Here is a 19,845-nt window from a genome sequence, read left to right as displayed (position 1 = left end):
TTTTTTATAAAATTTCATAACCTGGTAATGTTAAAAATGGTACGAATTCATCATTTCGAACGAGATTTGTAAACAACATTGTCGCCTCTTGGAATCTCCCTTTCTTAAAGGCTTCCTTACCAATCTCTCTTTCTATTTTTGCTAATTCTTCTTCTTTTAGCTCTTCCATTAATTCAAGCGTAATATTACGACCATCATTTAGTTTTCCACCTTCATGACGAATCCATTGCCATACTTGTGCTCTTGAAATTTCAGCAGTTGCCGCATCTTCCATTAAGTTATAAATGGGTGCTGCTCCCCGTCCGCTTAACCAAGATGCAATATATTGAATACCTACGCTAATATTCATGCGAAGGCCCTCTTCTGTAATCGTTCCCACCGGTACCTCTAGTAAATCGTTTTCTGTTACACATATTTCTTCACGTTTTCTGAAAATTTGATTTGGTGTTTTCATAATGTGATTAAATACTTCCATTGCAACCGGTACAAGTCCAGGGTGAGCAACCCAAGTCCCGTCATGACCGTCTAAAGCTTCGCGCTCCTTATCAGCACGCACTTTTTCAAAAGCTGCTTCATTCGCTTCTGGATTATTTTTAATCGGAATTTGTGCCGCCATTCCTCCAATTGCTGGTGCATTACGGCGGTGACACGTTTGAATTACTTTCAAAGAATACGAACGCATAAATGGCGCTGTCATCGTGACTTGTGCTCTATCTGGTAGTAAGAATTTATTATGATTACGGAAACTCTTTAAAAAGCTAAAAATATAATCCCATCTTCCACAGTTTAAGCCAGCAGAATGATCTTTTAGCTCATACAAAATTTCATCCATTTCAAACGAAGCGTGAATCGTTTCCAGTAACACAGTTGCTTTAATCGTTCCATTTGGAATGCCGATATATTTTTGAGCAAATACGAATACATCATTCCATAATCTCGCTTCTAAATAACTTTCCATTTTCGGTAAGTAAAAGTATGGGCCGCTCCCTTTTGCTAAAAGAGCTTTCGCATTATGGAAAAAGTACAAGCCGAAATCTACTAAGCTACCTGACATATTTTTCCCATCAACTTGCATATGCTTTTCCTCTAAATGCCATCCTCTTGGACGTACAATGAGTACAGCTGTTTTCTCATTTAATCTATATTCTTTCCCTTTATCATTTTCATGTGAAATCGTTCCCTTTACTGCATCTCGTAAGTTGATTTGACCTTCCACTGCATTTTCCCAAGTTGGTGAATTCGAATCTTCAAAATCCGCCATAAAAAGATGCGCTCCTGAATTTAAAGCGTTAATGACCATCTTTCTATCTACCGGTCCAGTAATCTCTACGCGGCGATCCTCTAAGTCTTTTGGCAGCTTGGCAATTGTCCAATCCGCTTCACGTATGTGTTTTGTTTCTTCTAGAAACTTCGGAAACTCCCCTGCATCAATTCTCTTTTGTTTTTCTACACGTTTTTGTAAAAGTTCTATGCGGCGCTCATTAAAATTCTCATGTAGTTCCTTCAAAAAACTAAGCACCTCAGGTGTCAATATTTCGTTGTACGCTGGTAACATTTCTCCAACGAGTGTAACCCGTGAAGTTTGCGTCGACATATTAGCATCCCCTTCTTAAACTGTTTTATAACAGATTTGATTTCATGTTTTATATTATATAACAAATCTTCAGAAAAGGAAGTTTTTTTTGAAAATTCACTTCATTTTTTTTTCAAAACGCCATTCTTTCGCGCTTTATTTCATACAAAAAAAGGCCGCTGTTATACAACAACGACCTTTTTGTATTATTTTTAAATTTCACTTTGACTAGTTAAACTTTATTACTGCCCTTGTTCCATATCATGCAATATTGCTCTATGTAAAAACTGTGCGTATTGTTCTCTCGTTACCTTCATAGACGGACCAAATTTACCTTCTCCGATTCCCATTGTAATACCATTTGTTTGTACTGCACTAATTGCATTCGTTGCCCATGAATTTGCTGAAACATCATTAAAGTTATGAGATCCCTTTGCCTGTAAGTCAAAAGCATTCGTAAGAACTTGTGCCATTTCCGCACGCGTTAACGTCGCCTTCGGTCTAAAGTTTCCATTCTCGTCTCCCTGGAAAATTCCCATTTCCGTTAAAGCCAATATTTCCTCGATAAAGCTTGTTGAATTTTCATCGATATCTCCATATGGGTTTTCATATTCATCTTGTTCTTCCATATCAAACACACGGTAAATTAAAGCTGCAACTTGCTCACGTGTTACATTATCCCCAAAACCGAATATTCCATCGCCATATCCCAAAATAATTTCTTGTTCCGCTAAATCATGAATCGCCTCATATGCCCAATGCCCTTTTGGTACATCTTTAAATACAATTGTATTTGTTTTTTGCAACGGTGCACTTTCCGCTTTTACATTGTTACTCTCTGCTGAGAATAACACCCCACCCATAATTGTTAATGCTGTAGCTGTTTTTAATAATTTTTTGCTCATTACATTTCCTCCCCAATATGTATATGTTTTTTCAAATATACATAACAAATAGTATAGTAACAATATATTTTCCGACACATTTCGTGACGGTTTTGTGAATCATATTACACATCATGTCTTTTTTATGGGGTTGATTATAAAGCTTATGTATAACATTAAAAATACATAAAAACGAATAATAATTCTTTTTTAAACAAACAAAAAAGCACAAATATTTCTATTTGTGCTTTCATATTTCACTCTATCTCCAATCCTCTTTCAAATGATAATTAATAATCGCATTATTAATAAATTGAGCATATTGTTCTCTAGGTACAGGGCGATTTAATTCATACATGCCATTCCCAGTTCCTCTTACAACATTATTAGATTGTAGCGCACTAATTGCATCTTCTGCCCAGTGGCCTTTTGGAATATCTTTAAATGTATGTTTTTGCTTCGTTTCAAAAGTAAATGCTCGTTTTAAAATGACAGCCATTTCCGCTCTAGAGACTGGTGCTTTCGGCCTAAAGTTCCCTTGCCCATCCCCTGTAAAAACACCACGTTTTGTTAACGCCAAAATTTCCTTTTTAAAAGTTGTTGTACTATCAGAAATATCTTTATACGGATTCGCTACTGACCCTTCTTCTTTCATTTCAAGTGTTCTGTAAATAATACCAGCTACTTGTTCACGTGTTGTAAGATCACCAACACCATACTTCCCGTTTCCATACCCTAATATAATTTTATGATATGCTAAATCCATAATAGCGTCATATGCCCAAAACCCGTATGGAACATCTTCAAACACAATCATTTGTGGATACTCTTCCGCTTTTACAGGCGTCACATTCGTCCCTGCAAATATCCCTCCTGCCATTGTCGCAATCATCATTACACCCAATATTTTTTTCTTCATCGTCCTCTCTCCCTATTTCATTCAAATAAAATGAACTTCATTGTTTCAGGAGTACTATTTTTTGGTGAATGTAAGATAAAATGCAAATCTTCTAGAAGAAATATTTCCACTACCTTTCTGCTTTATGCCTCCTTCTTCCTTTTTCAAAAAGGAAGTTGTCACATCTAAGGTGTTATATACTAAAACATTCTACAATCTCTTTATAAACTCCTTTTCACTTTACAACTTCCCTTTATTGGCGCGTAAAGGAGATGCCTAATGAAGGTTACTATATTCATGATTTATATTTCAGAGGTAGCATTCCTCTCCACTGATAACTCGCCTTCTCTTCCCTTGCGAAAAGTTAGCGCCATCCCTACAAATATAAGGATAATCCCTACTACTTACATACTAGTTGGTCTAAATCCGGTAAAAACAGTATCTAATAATATTGCAACAGCAGGATCTAAAAACACTAATACAGAAATAATTCTCGTCGATAAATGTCTTAAACTGTCAAAAAATAAGTAATATACAAATCTAGTATGTACAGATCATCACCTTGAAAATGCTCGAAATCTAAGAATAGTAGTAATAAAAAAAGCATCCTTTTTTCTTAAAAGAGGATGCTTTTTTATATTTATTAACACTCAAATATGCTACTACTTTTGAAGAGTAAATTGGCCAACTATTTGTTTTAATTTTCCTGCTGCGTTATGCATATGTTCAATTGAAACCGAAATCTCTTGAACAGATTTTTCTTGCTGTTGAATAGACTCTTTTACCCTATCAGTTCGGTCAGATGATCTTTGGGAAATTTGAGCCATGTCTTCTGCAGAAGCCGAGATTTCCTCACTACTCGCTGCAATTTCATCTGTAGACATAGATACCGTTTGAATTTGCTCAGATACTTGCTGTACTTTTTCTGTAATTGTTCCAAATACTTTTTCTGTGTGCATTACTACTTGTGTACCTGCCTGTACCTCATTATCTACTTTCCCCATCATATGTACCGTATGGTTCGTTGTTCCCATAACTTGAGTAATAAGATTCTCAATTTGTTTTGCAGAATCACTAGATTGTTCTGCTAATTTCCGCACTTCATCTGCCACAATTGCAAATCCTCTACCACTTTCACCAGCACGTGCAGCCTCAATTGCGGCGTTTAATGCTAATAAGTTAATCTGAGAGGTAATACCTTGCATAACATCAATGATTTTAACAATTTCTTCTGATTGTTCTTTCATAGTCTCTACTTGTTTCACACCGCTATGTACCGAATTTTGGATTGTATCCATCTGTTGAATCATTTGTTTCATTAATTTGTTACCATTCTCTGCATCTAATGCTGATTGAGCAGACAATTCATTTACAGAGGACGATGTATTGACTATACTCTGCATTCCTTGTGTCAATTCTTCCATCGCACCCGCAGTTTGTTCCATTGCTTGCATTTGACTCTCTGCACCATTTGCAACTTCTTCAATATCCATAGTGATTTTCTTCGCTGCACTACTAGATACTTCTGATGCAGATGCTACTCCGTCTGCATGTTGGAATAAAAGCTGAATATTATTCTCTACTTCTTGCATATTTGTTCTTAGCCCTGCAATCATCTCGTTAAAATTACTTACTAATACACCTAATTCATCCTTAGCATTATAATCACCATGTACAGTTAAATCTCCTTCTTTCGCTCTTTCCATCATACGACTAACCGTTTGTAACGGAGCAACTATAAGCCTACTAATAATATAACTTACTATACATATAACGATTGTAGTAACTACTACAAGAATGATAAAGGTAATAACGGATCGATCAATCATTTTTTGAGAATCTTTAAACACTTGATCAGCTAAGTTTGAAACATACGATTCTAGATCCACTGCATAACCAGCTAACTCTATTCCCTTCGGTTTTAATTCCTTCTGAAATTCATTTACCATTTGTGACTCATTTGTTGCCTTCGCCTTTTCAAATAATTTTTTATATGTATCTTTATAACTTGGCAAAGATTTCTTCATCTTCTGAAACAGTTCATCCTCTTGCTTACTTAAATTAAAACCATCATCATATTCTTTTAATAAAGAATCATATTTTTTAAGATCCTTTTCAATATTATCAATTATCCCCTCTTTATTTGCCACTTCATTTTGTGATGCAGTAATTAATTCTAATAAGTTATATTCTAGTGAATTTTGTGTGCGAAGCATTCCTTCTAATAAAATTGCAGAATATTGATAATCATCTACTACAACCTCTGTATCGTGCTTAATCTTATTAATGGAATTAATTGCTACACTGCTCATAATTACCATACCTAAAACTGCTAATGAAATAAGCGATAATAATTTATATTTCACTTTTAAATTTTGTAAAAAATACATTTTTCCACCTTTATTCCTTTATATATAGATTTTTAGAATTTTATAGCTTATTATTTACAAAATCTCAATAAAAAGCAATGATAAATATTCCCAATATCAAACTTATATCTCTATAAAAAAAGAAGTAGCTATCATGCTACTCCTTTTTGCTTTGTTTCTCATATTGTTCAAACGTGTGAATTCTTTCAAAAATTGGTGGGTGGGTGTATAAGAAAAACTTCACTAACGCAGGCGGATTTACTTGGCTTAAACTTGTTTTTGATAAATATTGAAAAGTTTTCACACCAGATTTCCCGTCCTTCGTCATATTTAAAGCATATTGATCTGCCGCTCTTTCTTCTATACGTGAAACGTAGTTTGTTGCTGGTTGTGCTGCAAAAGAGAGTATAGAAGAAATTAAGAAAAATAAAGGTAAAATGGAGAAACATGCCACTTTTGAAATTTGCAATGTATCTCCCCATTTGCGAATACACATATTTATAATACGACTAATTAAAAACATACCTATAAACGATAGCAATACATAACTTGCAACGCCAAAGTATATATGCTTCATAACATAATGTCCCATTTCATGAGCCATGATAAATAATATCTCTTTATCTTTTAACTGCTTAAGCGTTGTATCCCACATTACAATACGGGCGTTAGGACCAATTCCTGTTACGTAAGCATTTAATGCATTCGTTTTTTCTGACATATTTACTTCATATACGTGTTTAGCAGGAATGTCAGCTTTGTCTGCTATCGCTAAAATTTTCGTTTCTAATTCTTTATTTTTCAGCGTTGAGAAGTCGTTATAAAGCGGATCAATAACGACAGGCTGTATGAATGTTAAAAAGATTGTAAATGGAACAGAGAGCGCCCACCCTGCTAGCCACCACCTCTTCGGAAATTTACGGATAAGCCATAATAGAACGGTAACTACGATTAACATAGTCGCATAACTTTCCCAAAAACCGATAACATGATCTTTTATCCAGCTTTGTGTACTTTGTGTTGAAATGCCGTAATCAACGGATACTTTCCGGCCAATCCATTGCATCGGTAAGGCAAGCACTGTTGTCAGTAATGATAAATAAAAGAAATAAATCGCAACTTGCAAGACACTTATTTTAGTCGTTTCCTTCGACCATTTCTCAAACTTTCTTGAAATACCTAGCACAAGTACAAATAATAAAATAATCCATTCAAGAGGCGTCGCTAAAAAGTATAGTAAATTTTTCACGCGCGAATAATCTTGGCTTAGCGTAAGCTCTCTAGCACTCATAAACGTTTCTGGATCTGCACTTGTTCCTTTATACATGTCCGGAATAAGTTCATGATTCCATCCAAATAAATACCAATATATAAGTAACGCAAATCCAACGTACAAAAAAAGCGACCAACCAATAACCTTCCTCACGCTATTCCCTCCTCTATGCTGCCTGTCTATTATTATTGTAAGTTCGTACACGCTAAATTAGAACAAGCTTATTATGTGAATTGCTATGGATCTTTTTATTTACATAAAAAAACTCTTCTACATAAGAAGAGTTTTACCTATCTTTAAACACTTTCTTCGGTTCATAATCCGGAAGCACTTACAAACCAACGCCTTTTACATATCAAATATACTCATAGTCTTGAAAGAATAGCGTCGTTATAATAAAACGAAACTTTAATCAGTGGGGTCTTACTGCCCGGCAAATAGCGGGATAATCTTAAAAAATCCGATTAAAACTAGTACGTACCCTACTTGCTTTTTAGATAACATAAAGAGCCTCTTTAAGGAAGTACATCTATTAATAAACTAAAATCTTGTAAAGAGAAGGAACTATATTTCATAATACCCTGTACAGCTAAAAGTAAAATAAGACCGATCACACACATATAGTTAACGCTTTCTTCACTCTTTTTTTCAGTAACGACTCCACCACTTATACATAAAATCCCCAACAAATGGAGCGCTAAATACATGAAAAAGTAAGCTTCCTCCCAGCGCAAAATAACATTCACTGTCGTTATTAACACTAGACTAAGTAAAATCAAATAAAAAAACTTATTTGATGATATCGTTTCATTCATATAATTTTATACATCCCTTTCAAATTTAGAATTAATGATGTTTCAAAGCTATAAAGTAAATGATTGTTTTCATACTATAAAACAAAAGGAAAGCCACTATTACTTTCTCGAATACTTTATGAACCCACATATACTTCTCTCCATTTTTTCTGAAGATGCGCTTCATCATTTCTTCTACAATTAGACCAAATATTAGTACAACTCCTAATACAATAAGAAGAGAAATAATATTTTCTTTTAAATGATTACTAGAAAACAAATAATACTCTGGAAACACAAACGTATCTACTACAGGTTGAATCCAATTACAAAAGCTTTTATCACACATATCTGCAATAGACGTAGCATCTATAATTTCTTTTAATATTTTTTCAACCGTCTTCTTCATCTTATTTACTCCCGACTACATCTGAAAAGCTCTTTTCCTGCTCTGCATATATAACTGGCACTTCTTTACTCCAATACTTGCGATTAACAAATAAAAAGATAAGTACTAAGTTTAATCCCGTTATAAATATAATAAGTCCAGGAAAGAATGTCGTATAATTTGAGAAGTCTGCAAAACTCATAATTTTTTCTCTACTTATTAAAAAAGACGCGCCCATTACAAATGCATTGTTTAACATATGTATTGCAATTGGCATGAGTAAACTTTCCGTACGAATATATACGATTGACAATACGATGCTGAATATGGCTGCACCGAGGAAATCAACATGTAACAATGCAAACAATATTGCTACAACGATGGTCGCTATGCTCGTTCCCCATTTTGTTGCAAAGCGTTGAAGTAAAAATCCGCGAAAAACAAACTCCCCGATAATTGGTGCGATGAATACAACCCTAATGACTTGATATACATATCCCCCAGTACTATCTATAATCGGTTCATGCAATGCATTCATAATAAAGTCTGGTGTGATCCATGCAAAACTATACATATACAAAATAAGATACCCGTAACTAAATATGCATAACATAACCGTAATGTATAAAACTTGCACCAAGTTAAATGTTTCATTTTTATTAACAAACAATGAAAATGAAATGCGATGCTTTTTATACTCATAAAAAATCCATACCATCGGAAGGATATAGAATATAAGGATATTTATAAAAGAAGAATTTTGTATATGAAATATACTTGTTAGCAAATCGCCACTACTTCTCGCTATTAAAATTAATAGTGCAAATACAATTAAAAAATATCTAGCTCGCATCACTTGAAACGGATTCACACTCATCTCCTCCCCTATGTTACTTTTATCATATCATTTGATTCTTAATTTTTTGCGAAAGAAAACCTTAAAATTTCCTTAAAAATTCCATAAGTTACAAAAGGATGATATGATATTCGAGAAAATTAGGAGGGATTTTTATGTACCAAGCAAATATTTTACTCGTTGATGATGAAACAGCAATTTTACAATTACTAACTACCATTCTTGAAAAAGAAGGTTTTTCTCATATTACAACTGCAACATCAGCTGAAATAGCTTTATCTCTAACTAAGGAAAACAATTACGATTTAATTATTTTAGATGTAATGCTTCCTGGACAATCTGGTTTTGATATTTGTCCAATCATTCGCCAACAAACAGATTGTCCCATTTTCTTCCTATCAGCAAAAGCATCTGATTTAGATAAAATATCTGGATTTTCATACGGTGCGGATGATTATATTACGAAGCCCTTTAATCCATTAGAAGTAGTAGCACGCATGAAAGCACAGCTTCGGAGACATATGAAACAAGCAGTACCGCACGAACAAAAATCACACTCGATTTCATTTGGAAGATTTGAAATTGATCAACACTCTGCAGAACTGACAGTGGATGGTCACATTGTCGAATGTTCCGCTCAACTCTTTCAACTACTACTCTTCTTTTGCGAGAATCCGAACTACGTATTTTCGAAAGAGGAAATATACGAAAAAGTTTGGGGAGCACCTGCCTATAATGGCGATGACAACACTGTTATGGTCCACATTCGAAAACTACGTGAAAAAATTGAACACGATCCAAGTAAACCAGAATATATAAAAACTGTTCGCGGCCTTGGTTATAAGTTCGTTACAAAGTAGGGTGAAGATATGAATTTTAATAAACGACTTATTATTCAATTTATCATGCAACACGTTTTTGTTTTAGTTACATTACTTATCGCTGTAGTTGCTGCTTTTACTTATTTAATTTTTCTTCTTACTAGTACTTTATATGAACCTAACATTCCAGATTCTGATAGTTTTACGATTTCAAGATACATCTCTTCAGAAGATGGGCATATTTCATTACAATCTGAAGTGCAAGATTTAATAAAGGAGAAAAATGATTGGCTCCAAGTTGTAGATGAAAACGGAAAAATCCTCTACCACTTTAATACACCAAATGATGTTCCGAATGCTTATACGAAGACATCTTTAGTCGCATATATACAACATCATATCGAAAGTAATTATAAATTTACATATTGGGAAATTGAATTAGAAGAAAAGAAAGTACTTGTTATTTATGGTGGTATGTTAAAAAGCAATGCTTTACTAACAGCAATTCAAAAGGAGCATTCCTCTTTAACAATGGATTCGTTCACATTAACAGATCAAGAAAAACAGTTACTGTCTAAAGAAAAAGCAGCACTTCAAATATTTAATCAAAATGGCGAAGAGGTTTTTTCTTATACAACCGGAAAGAAAAAAACATTTTCAGCAATACAAATCGCCCTTAATGAAAAAGAACCTTGGAATCATAAAGAAAACACCTCTAGCTTTTACGATGCAAATAGTGGCAACCTTCTCGTTGTAACTGCAAAAAATGATCACTACTACCCAGATGACGAAATTGAAGATGTATTTACTAAGAAGTTTCTCATTGGATGCGGATTAATCCTTCTTATCGTATTTGTTTATTTAGTCATTCTTTCTATTTGGTATGGTAATAAATTCGGGAAACCGTTATTACATGCGATGCGCTGGCTTAAAAATATCGCTGGTGGAAAGTATGAAGAACCTATTAGTAAAAAAGGAAAGCCTGTCAGGTTCCGGCGATCTGGTAAAGAAAAATGGTCATTCCGTTTGTTTAGAGATGTGACAAGTTCACTAGAACACCTTTCTATTACACTCAAGAAAAATGATGCGATGAGGCAAGTACTTCAGCAAACACGAGAAGAATGGATTACCGGTCTAACGCATGATTTAAAAACACCACTTAGCTCTATATATGGCTACGCATTATTACTAGAATCGAATCAATACAACTGGACCGATCGTGATATTCAACAATTTGGTAGTGTTATGAAAGAGAAATCTCAATATATGACGACATTAATTGATGATTTAAGCTTAACGTATCAATTAAAAAATAATAGCCTTCCTGCACAGCACGTAAACGTTGAAATCAATCAGTTCGTCCAAAAAGTATTATTGCAATTTATTAATAATCCAACACTTCAAAATCAAAATATTGAATTCGTACCGAGCTCAAATAAAATTCAATATTTCATTGAAGAAAAATGGTTCCAGCGTATTATCGAAAACTTACTCGTAAATGCTGTAAAACATAATAACGAAACAACTACTGTCATCGTAAAACTATCACAAAACGCCAATTCCTTTATACTCTCCATTTCGGATGACGGAAAAGGAATGGATGAAAAAACGAAAGAACTTCTATTTGAACGATATTACCGCGGAACAAACACAGAAGAAAGCAACATCGGAACTGGACTTGGCCTAGCCATTACAAAACAGCTCGTTCATGCTCATAACGGGACAATTTCCGTTGATAGTGCACTCGGAAAAGGAACGACGATTATTCTTGTGTTTCCGTTTCGTTCGTAGGAAAGACGCTATGTGGCGTCTTTTCTTATGGGGAAGTTTGATGGTACATGAAATTATGTTACTCGCCTTTTATTCTAGCTTATTGCGATAGTTCGGCGGTATATGAAGTTATATCAGCGATTTTTAAGATATATCGAATTGCCAACAAAAACCAACAATACCAGTCTACTTCCCCTACTATACAAAGTAAAAATAAAACTATTAACAAATACATTTCTAAACTGTTATACTATAAATAGAAGTATAAACTAAATAAGTTTTGCATAAAATGAAGTAGACGAGGTGCTTCCAACACCCCGTCACTGCAACTAATTACCGCGAGGTGGAAGGTTGCAACTAAAGCTTATTTGCGCTTAGAAGACTTCCCACGCTTCGCAGGCAGACGGGTGGTCTTCTTTTTGCGCTTTTTTGCCGTTAATTTCTTAAATCCCAAAACTATACCTTCTCTAGCTATAGTTTTTGTGATTTCCAACAAAATTTGCAAAAGAAATTCCATACGATTACACCTCCTTACTCCATTAAATGAAGAAAGGGCATAACCTTCCACCCGCAATATTTAATTGCTATTTTATTTTACCATTTTCATATGTATTACAGATGAGGCAATACAAATTTAACAATCTACTCGTAAAAATAACCTTTCACAACTCACTATGAAAGGTCATCTCCATATTTTAGCTATTTCCCTACTAACACAAACACATTCTCATCAGGTGCTTCCATTACTGCAACATGTCCTGATTCCGTTGGAAATGTTTCGCGAATCCATTTTACATCTTTATTATCTTTTAAACTTTCATACGTTTGTTGTACATCTTCTACTAATACTTCCACTTCCGTAAAATTAATATCCGGATGATTGCTTATTACTAACTCCGAACTTTTCTCATCTGGAAATTTCAATCCTATTAACGTCCAAATAGCTCCTTCTTCTATTTCTCTTTCTATCATCCAGTTTTGCTTCATTCCCATTTCTTTATAGAAAGAAACTGATTTTTCTATATCTTTCGTATGTATAGATACACATTCTAGTTTTTTGAACATTTTCCTATTTCCCCCTTCATGAAAAAGCGAACCATCTCCCAATGATTCGCTCTTACCCTATTATTTTTTCTTCACCGGTATCCAAAGCTCTACTTGTGCAAACTCACTCTTATCTTCGTGGCAACGCTCATCGTACAGTTCAAACTCTGTAACTCCGCAATGTTCATATCCTGAATGCGGGAACCATTCTGAGAATACTGCATTCCAAGTTTGGTGAATAGACGATACCATTTCTTCATGAGGAACTTTCGGCGTTGTAAATACTGCATATGTTGCTGCCGGGAAAGTACGCTTTGCAATTTCATTTGGTACATTTTCAAAATCTGTAACTTCCATTCCGATAATATAAGTGAAGTCTCCTGTTTCTAAATTAAAATCAGTACATAATCCAAGCTCTACCCATTGGCTCGTATCTTTACGATTCGGAATCGTTGTCCCAAGATCTTTTTGTAAATATTCTTGCCAAAATACTGGAATGTCTTGATGGTTTTTCCCTTCTTTACTTGTCGTCTTCAATTCATAACCCGCCACTAAAAATTCTGGTTTATTTACAATACGATATTCCATTTGTATGCCCCCTAAATACGGATTTAATTTTCTTTGCTTTACATTCACTCTGTAATACATCGGTGTTTCGATTTCTTGTTTTCGATATTCACTCGGTGTCATTTTAAATAATTTTTTAAAGGCTCTCGTGAACGTTTCGTGAGATTGAAAGCCATGTTCAAACGCGATATCAATAACTTTTTCATCCGTATGAGAAAGTTGATAAGCTGCCCGGGCTAACCTCCTCTTTCGAACATACTCCATTACTGTATCCCCTACTAACGCCTGAAATACACGATGAAAATGCGACTCAGAAAAACCTGCAACCCGCGCTAAATTACGCAGCGTTTGTTTTTCCATTACATCTTCCTCGATATAATCAATTGACCTTTGAATTTGTGTTTCATAGCTTTCCATCTCTATTCACCCGCCTTATATGTATTATGATAAAAGAGAATCCTATCCAATTCTTGACGTTTTTTACTATAATTCCATAAAAAATTGCAACTTTTTTATATGTATTTCGTTGTTATGTATGAAGGGAGGGAAATGTAGTGAAACGTAAACAATATTTACTCAGAACATATGCAAGATTTATTTCGCTATCTTCTCTCCCTAACCGGAGATTCCCCCTATGCGGAAGATCTCATGCAAGAAACATTTTACCGAATGCTCGTCCATATTGACTATTATAAAGGGGAAGAAATTAGGCCGTGGTTATTTACAATTGCCTACAACGCCTTTATCGATTGGTATCGTAAAGAAAAGAAATATAAAACAACAGCACTTGCAGAATTCCATTTACCAAACGTACCAAGTACAGAACATGCATATTTCGTAAAACATGAGATTGCTAGTTGGTTAGAGAATTTAGCTGCGCTTCCGCTCGAAAGACGAAATGCCCTGCTACTACGAGATTACTATGGATTCTCCTATAAAGAAATAGCAGAAATGACCGGTCTCTCATTAGCAAAAGTAAAAATTGAATTACACCGCGGACGAAAAGACACGAAAAGCATAAAGGAGTGATACAGATGGGTTGTGCAGAATTCAAAAAACTATGGGAGAAATATGGAAAAGGGACACTCACCCATAATGAACAAGAACTGTTAGAAAGTCATATTGAGTCATGTGAAAAGTGTGAAGCTTACTTAGATGAGCTGTTAACAAAGACAGAACCAATTAAGAAAAAGTTACCTCCAAAAGATTTTAAAGTTCCTTTTTGGAGGATTAAGTGGAAACATCGTTTACAAACGTTTGGTTTTATATTATCAATTTGCATCGTTATCTATATAATCGGCGGGGTATTATCAGCCTTTTATTTTCAAGCTAATAATGATAAAAGGCTAGAAGAAATTAGAGAGGTTCCTTCGCTTACACTTGAAGCAACGATCCCAAATAGCCGTGTTATGGGAGGCGGAACAAGTGTAGAAGCTTTTTTCCGTACGAATAGCCAATTTGATTTAGTACGAACCGTGGGTAAAAAAGAAATACCCCTCGGTACAATAGAAACAAAAAGCTTCTTATCATCTGTAGATGTTACGAAGCGAACTTGGATGAATCCGTTCTATCAACCAAAACTCTTCTTTGTTCATCCAAAAACAGAGCAGGGTGATTATTTAAAGGATTCATCAAAAAAAGTATGGGATACACTTGCAAAAGTACATGATGGAACCGTTGCAGAAGTAGCAATTTCTTTTGATAAAGCTTACACTTTAAAAGAATTAGAACCGCTTTTATATAGCATATTTGAAGCACAAGAACTCCCTCCAACTCCTGTATGGTACGCTTTAGATACAGGACAAGAAAGAAAAAATGTAGATGACTATATCCTACATGGCGGAGAAGCTATAGGGTTTCCAGAACATGTAAGATTCCTCGATAATGAAACTGACGGGCGGAAAACGCAAGAAGACAAAGTAACCGAAATGATGCGCGTCCTTTCTATCCATAAAAAAACGGTAAGCAAAATAGCAGCGCTTTCTGAGAAAGAACTAAACTTAGATAAACGTTATCAATATGTAAAGGATAACGGTGTAAAAGTATACGGAATTGTTATTACTGGCCCATCGAAAGAGTTATTAAAATTACAAAACTCCCCGCACGTACGTTATGCGACTCTTGGAGATATTGAGATTTGGAATTGGTTTGATAATTAATAAAAAAATCGCTAAGAAATTAGTAACATCCTACTTTCTTAGCGACTCTTTCAATATAGTACAATCTGCATATATATTTTATATTTCACTAACCGAATCCGTAAATAAAGCATGGAATACGTTAACTTCTCCCATACGTAAACATTCCGTTTCTATATCAGGTATTGCCGTTCTAGCAATCTCACGCTCTACTCTTACAAAACCTTTTGTATTCATTCGTGTTTCAAATTCACAAATGGTATCCATTTCTACATCGATTGTTTCAAAAGTCCATTCCCTTACCTCTTCATCATATGTTGTTTTTAATACGTAGTAATAATAATATTTATCAAGTAAACTAACAAAAACCCCTAAATCAAGACGCTCACCTCTTGATTTTTGTATCCACTCAATATCATCATTTAACATCGGTTCTCTTCCATTTAACAACACGTTATATTCTAGACAATTATATAGGTTTAAATCTGTACAATCTGATACATGCTCATCGCAAAATGTTGACTCGATTAAAGACAAAACTTCCTGTTGAGAGCTTTCGTTTTCTATAAACGTTTCTTTTAGCTCTATAAATCGTTTATGTTCTTTAGATTCTTCGTACAATTCTTCTTCTTTCATAATATTTTTTGGAAAGAATTTGTAAACTATTTCTTTTAATTCATTCATCATTTCAGGCTTTGCCGTTTTAACCATTTTGTAAATCCCCCTATATAAAAAAGAATTCTCACCTCAATAAAGAATCATACCCCAAATATGTTATTAATTAACAATTAAATTATATTAAAATAAACAATATGATTCAATTCTGGTTTTTTAAAATTTTTATGTTATAATAGCTAACTCCGAACATTATATGTATCATAATATAAGAATCACAACAAAAAACGACAAAATTCTTTAAATTACCTTAAAAAATATAAAAATCTATATATAAAGACCGAAAGATTCTAAAGCATCCATTAAAAATATTTATTATTTTTTACACATTAAAAATTAGTACTTTTTTCACAAATTATTATCAATGGAAAACTTTACAATTTTTATTTTTTACCATAAAAGGTATCTTTATGATAAAATGAAATAGTATCGTAAAAATGTAACACATTTCCATACAAACAACCCTTTTTCTTTTAAATCAATTTCACATATATCCCTCTCACCGCTTTTTCATAAGCAATATCATTCATCTGTCTTATGCTTTCTGACACAACAGACGAGTGAATAACTTCATCTTCACAAAGTAACGGAGGATCAATAAGACGGACTTTATTTTTCTGATACAAATCGTAATCGTCTCTATCTTCTTTTACTTTTACATTGGGATGAACTTTTCTTAATAAAGCATGGACTTCTGAATCATTACATTGCTGCAATTTCGAAATAAGCTCAGCATCTTCAAGAAGGAAATCATCTGCATGAATAACCTTTTTATGAAGAGCTAACTTTAACGTTTTCACTAACATATCATTTCCGTAAATATTCATTGGTTTCATAAAGAAATCGATTACTTCTTTGTAATACGTTTCTGTAAACCATTCTGCTACTTCGATACTTTGAAGAACCATCTTCCCTTCTACTGCGATGACATCCTCTAAAAAACTGTGAACTTCTTCTAAAGAAACATACCCATATGTATACATATCTCGTAATGTATAATCCACTCTGTCTGCGCATAATTCTGGTGCTGACCTTTCGAGTAACGTCCATTTCGAATCATCTAACAAAATATCTTCATAGTTATAACCATACTTCGCAAGAATCGCTGGAATTTCTGAGTTTTTCACGACAGAACTAAATATCTCTTCATGATAACTTTCACCCTCATTATGAAAAACGTAATCAATCACGTGGGAAAAAGCAGTATGCGATACGTCATGCAGTAAACCAGCAATCTGTTCTTCTACTGAACCACCTAGTTTTTTCACTAATAACATAACACCCACTGAATGCTCAAAGCGAGTTACATTCCATTTCTCGTTCATTAAGTAACTTGCGCCTGCTTGATGAATTCCCTTTAGTCTTTGCATAGACTTACTTGAAATTAATTCTTCTACTACTTGATCCACTTCAAATTCTCCGTATAGTACATCTGATATGATCACTTACAATCCCCCTTTATTTTGATCGAGTCTTATAATCGTATCTCTTTTATGAAATTAGCACCAACATAAATATTTATTGTTATTTGTTTTTATTTTAAAAAATAGAGAGCCATCAGCTCTCTATTTCATAACCCCTATTCAAATGTAACTTCTACCTGCACAATCTCCGACCTACTTCCAAGTCGAAGCGGCGGTCCCCAGAATCCGAAACCAGAAGAAACAATCGCGTGGAATGCACCTTTTTGTGCGTATCCCCAGTCTAATTCGTACATTCTTCTCGTTACAATATGGTTCGGTGCCATTTGTCCGCGGTGCGTGTGGCCGGATAATAGTAAATCGACGCCAGCATCCGCTGCTTGTTTCAACTCAAATGGTTGATGATCCATTGCGATAACTGGCATCGATTTATCTACCGTACTCATTAATTGTTCAAAGCTTTGGCGATCTCGCTCTGTTTTATCTCTTCTTCCAACGAGATAAAAGTCACCTTCAATTGTAATTACTTCATCTAAAAGAATACGAATATCAATCTTATCCATCTCTTGTAAAAACTCTGGAACCGCTCTACCGTAGTATTCATGGTTTCCTAAAACACCATATACGCCTAATGGTGCTTTCATTTGTTTCATGATTGGTCCCATATTCTTTTGAATGAACACACCTGGATGATCATCGATAATATCACCTGGCAGTAAAATAATATCAGGTTCCATCTCATTTACATGACGAACAAGTCTTTTTAAATGCGAAACGCCAGACAGTTTACCGAAATGCATATCAGAAGCCATCGCAATGCGTAAACTTTTACGCCCCTCTACCTTTTTCGGTATGTGCACCTCGTACTTTCTTACTACCGGACTATACGCATTAAATACTCCATACGCAAAGATAAAGATAAATGCAGCTATCACAGCCGTTCCTGTCCAAATAATTGCCGCTTCTTTCTCCACTGAAAACTGTAAAAGAAAGACCATAATATTAGCTAATGGCAACAACATAAGCGCATATTGTATGACCGCAAACCAAATCGAACCTATCGTTCGCAGAAATGGCAAAAACTTAAACACTTGCACGAGAATGTACGCATATGAAATAAATGCGACTATGAAAGCATAATATCCCCAAGATTCCCAGCCAAATACCGCATGAAGCCAAACCCATCCGTTCCAGCCGATGTAAAACATAAGTAGTGTGTATATAATTAATATGGTAAATATATTGAGATAACGAAGATTCTTCACAGCCAGCCTCCTTATTGATTTCTTCTATTATAACTTGTTATGCACTTATAACGTAAATATTAAGCACTTCGCTCATCATAGTAAAAACCTATAGTTGTTAGACTTGTATCTAACAACTATAGGCACCATTTATATCAACATTGTTTTTACAAATGCTCTTTATAAAAACTTGTTAATTTTTCAACTGCAATTCTTACTGGTTCTGGTTGGTCGTATAAATCGTAATGACTCGCACCTTCCACAACAAGTAAATCTTTTTTCTCTGAAGCTGCTTTCTCATACAGCTCATGACCATCTTTATAAGAACCGAATGCGCCTTGCTTACTGCCGACAATAATTTGCAGCGGCTGCGTTAATAACGTATCTGCTAAATGGAACGCATCAAAACCGATTACGGATCCCATACTCGTAAAGTTTAACTTATTTGGCGAGTTCACACTTTGACCTCGCGGCGTTGTGTAATACTCAACTGCTTCTACAATATCTATATCCGTCATACCCGCTGCTACTAACTCTTCCTGATTTTTAGGAATCCAATTTGTAATCAGTTCCTCTGCTCCGCGTGCTTCAGCAGTACGTTGTTTACCAATCGCCTCTAACACCCCAATTGGATCAGCTTCACGATTTAATCGGCCAATATTTGCACCAACAACTGTGCCAACCGCTTTAATGCGGCGCTCTGTCATCGCAGCATTTACTGCATAACCACCGCCTGCACACACGCCTAACACACCGATACGTTCTTCATCTATATAAGGAAGGGTAGTTACATAATCTACTGCTGAGCGAATATCCTCAACTCGCGCAGCTGGCTCTTCAATATACCTCGGCGCACCTTCACTTTCACCTTGATATGATGCATCAAACGCAAGCGTTACATATCCTTGTTCCGCTAACTTCTCGGCATACAATCCTGCTGTTTGATCTTTACAGCTACTACCTGGATGCACACAAACAATCGCTGCATTTTGTTTCTTTTCCTCAGCACCTTCAGGAATGTTCAAAATACCTGCAACTTGTAAACCTCTTGCATAAAATCTTACATTTTTCTTCGTAACTGCCATATATAAAACCACCCTTATCTTATTTTTAATTTTACACTTGTGAGA

19 protein-coding genes and 2 pseudogenes are annotated in these 19,845 nt (G+C 34.8%); 4 read left to right on the top strand and 17 right to left on the bottom strand.

Features of this window, described 5'->3' with window-relative positions; translation table 11 throughout:
- Positions 1–4: 4 nt before the first annotated feature.
- The 10 genes and pseudogenes from aceB to CN409_RS11305 all read right to left on the bottom strand — a co-directional run bounded on the left by aceB (position 5) and on the right by CN409_RS11305 (position 9,050).
- Positions 5–1,594, bottom strand: coding sequence for a malate synthase A (gene aceB, locus CN409_RS11345; RefSeq protein ID WP_016097894.1), 1,590 nt, complete (start codon positions 1,592–1,594; stop codon positions 5–7).
- 221 nt (positions 1,595–1,815) lie between these two features.
- Positions 1,816–2,478, bottom strand: a complete 663-nt coding sequence (locus tag CN409_RS11340; protein WP_012614769.1) for an S-layer homology domain-containing protein — start codon at positions 2,476–2,478, stop codon at positions 1,816–1,818.
- A gap of 241 nt (positions 2,479–2,719) precedes the next feature.
- Positions 2,720–3,376, bottom strand: a complete 657-nt coding sequence (locus tag CN409_RS11335) for an S-layer homology domain-containing protein (protein WP_000727105.1) — start codon at positions 3,374–3,376, stop codon at positions 2,720–2,722.
- Between the two features lie 281 nt (positions 3,377–3,657).
- Positions 3,658–3,959, bottom strand: a pseudogene (locus tag CN409_RS11330) (EamA family transporter); the annotation flags it as partial.
- Between the two features lie 58 nt (positions 3,960–4,017).
- Positions 4,018–4,809: a methyl-accepting chemotaxis protein gene (locus CN409_RS32825; protein WP_407091010.1), complete on the bottom strand. Its 792-nt coding sequence runs from the start codon at positions 4,807–4,809 to the stop codon at positions 4,018–4,020.
- A 156-nt stretch (positions 4,810–4,965) separates the two neighbouring features.
- Positions 4,966–5,745 (bottom strand): annotated as a pseudogene (locus CN409_RS32820) (MCP four helix bundle domain-containing protein); the annotation flags it as partial.
- A 136-nt stretch (positions 5,746–5,881) separates the two neighbouring features.
- Positions 5,882–7,150, bottom strand: a complete 1,269-nt coding sequence (locus CN409_RS11320; RefSeq protein WP_001233314.1) for a M48 family metallopeptidase — start codon at positions 7,148–7,150, stop codon at positions 5,882–5,884.
- 362 nt (positions 7,151–7,512) lie between these two features.
- Entirely contained in the window at positions 7,513–7,812 is a 300-nt protein-coding gene (locus CN409_RS11315; protein WP_001006051.1) for a DUF2101 family protein, read from the bottom strand.
- A gap of 31 nt (positions 7,813–7,843) precedes the next feature.
- Positions 7,844–8,200, bottom strand: coding sequence for a hypothetical protein (locus CN409_RS11310; protein ID WP_000754347.1), 357 nt, complete (start codon positions 8,198–8,200; stop codon positions 7,844–7,846).
- A gap of 1 nt (position 8,201) precedes the next feature.
- Positions 8,202–9,050, bottom strand: coding sequence for a CPBP family intramembrane glutamic endopeptidase (locus CN409_RS11305; protein WP_001067982.1), 849 nt, complete (start codon positions 9,048–9,050; stop codon positions 8,202–8,204).
- Positions 9,051–9,190: 140 nt separating this feature from the next.
- Here CN409_RS11305 and CN409_RS11300 point away from each other — a divergent pair, with 140 nt between their 5' ends.
- A complete protein-coding gene (locus CN409_RS11300) occupies positions 9,191–9,895 on the top strand; it encodes a response regulator transcription factor (protein WP_000283858.1) in 705 nt (234 codons plus the stop codon).
- A gap of 9 nt (positions 9,896–9,904) precedes the next feature.
- The gene (locus CN409_RS11295) at positions 9,905–11,647 is read left to right on the top strand and encodes a sensor histidine kinase (RefSeq protein WP_001010455.1); all 1,743 of its coding nucleotides are present in this window, start codon (positions 9,905–9,907) and stop codon (positions 11,645–11,647) included.
- Between the two features lie 343 nt (positions 11,648–11,990).
- Here the strand turns inward: CN409_RS11295 and CN409_RS31805 are convergent, their stop codons facing one another.
- The 3 genes from CN409_RS31805 to CN409_RS11280 form a co-directional block, all read right to left on the bottom strand.
- Positions 11,991–12,143: a hypothetical protein gene (locus CN409_RS31805; protein WP_000394945.1), complete on the bottom strand. Its 153-nt coding sequence runs from the start codon at positions 12,141–12,143 to the stop codon at positions 11,991–11,993.
- Positions 12,144–12,325: 182 nt separating this feature from the next.
- The gene (locus CN409_RS11285) at positions 12,326–12,691 is read right to left on the bottom strand and encodes a VOC family protein (RefSeq protein ID WP_016097889.1); all 366 of its coding nucleotides are present in this window, start codon (positions 12,689–12,691) and stop codon (positions 12,326–12,328) included.
- Between the two features lie 60 nt (positions 12,692–12,751).
- Entirely contained in the window at positions 12,752–13,654 is a 903-nt protein-coding gene (locus CN409_RS11280) for an AraC family transcriptional regulator (protein ID WP_048656602.1), read from the bottom strand.
- A 168-nt stretch (positions 13,655–13,822) separates the two neighbouring features.
- Between CN409_RS11280 and CN409_RS11270 the strand changes: the two genes are divergently transcribed.
- Both CN409_RS11270 and CN409_RS11265 read left to right on the top strand, forming a co-directional pair.
- Positions 13,823–14,266: an RNA polymerase sigma factor gene (locus CN409_RS11270; protein WP_002083051.1), complete on the top strand. Its 444-nt coding sequence runs from the start codon at positions 13,823–13,825 to the stop codon at positions 14,264–14,266.
- A gap of 5 nt (positions 14,267–14,271) precedes the next feature.
- Complete coding sequence (locus CN409_RS11265; RefSeq protein WP_017762904.1) at positions 14,272–15,396, top strand: anti-sigma factor; 1,125 nt, start codon at positions 14,272–14,274, stop codon at positions 15,394–15,396.
- 78 nt (positions 15,397–15,474) lie between these two features.
- Here CN409_RS11265 and CN409_RS11260 read toward each other — a convergent pair whose 3' ends face one another.
- The 4 genes from CN409_RS11260 to CN409_RS11245 form a co-directional block, all read right to left on the bottom strand.
- The gene (locus tag CN409_RS11260; RefSeq protein ID WP_016097885.1) at positions 15,475–16,086 is read right to left on the bottom strand and encodes a hypothetical protein; all 612 of its coding nucleotides are present in this window, start codon (positions 16,084–16,086) and stop codon (positions 15,475–15,477) included.
- A 437-nt stretch (positions 16,087–16,523) separates the two neighbouring features.
- Positions 16,524–17,495, bottom strand: coding sequence for an HD domain-containing protein (locus CN409_RS11255; RefSeq protein WP_016097884.1), 972 nt, complete (start codon positions 17,493–17,495; stop codon positions 16,524–16,526).
- A 134-nt stretch (positions 17,496–17,629) separates the two neighbouring features.
- Positions 17,630–18,736 (bottom strand): metallophosphoesterase, encoded by a 1,107-nt coding sequence (locus CN409_RS11250; protein WP_016097883.1) that lies wholly within the window; start codon positions 18,734–18,736, stop codon positions 17,630–17,632.
- Between the two features lie 146 nt (positions 18,737–18,882).
- Entirely contained in the window at positions 18,883–19,800 is a 918-nt protein-coding gene (locus CN409_RS11245; RefSeq protein WP_000301546.1) for an alpha/beta hydrolase, read from the bottom strand.
- Between the last annotated feature and the right edge of the window lie 45 nt (positions 19,801–19,845).

The organism is Bacillus sp. AFS012607 (assembly GCF_002558005.1).
GTDB classification, from domain to species: Bacteria; Bacillota; Bacilli; order Bacillales; family Bacillaceae_G; genus Bacillus_A; species Bacillus_A thuringiensis_S.
This window is presented reverse-complemented; position numbering and strand designations above follow the sequence as displayed.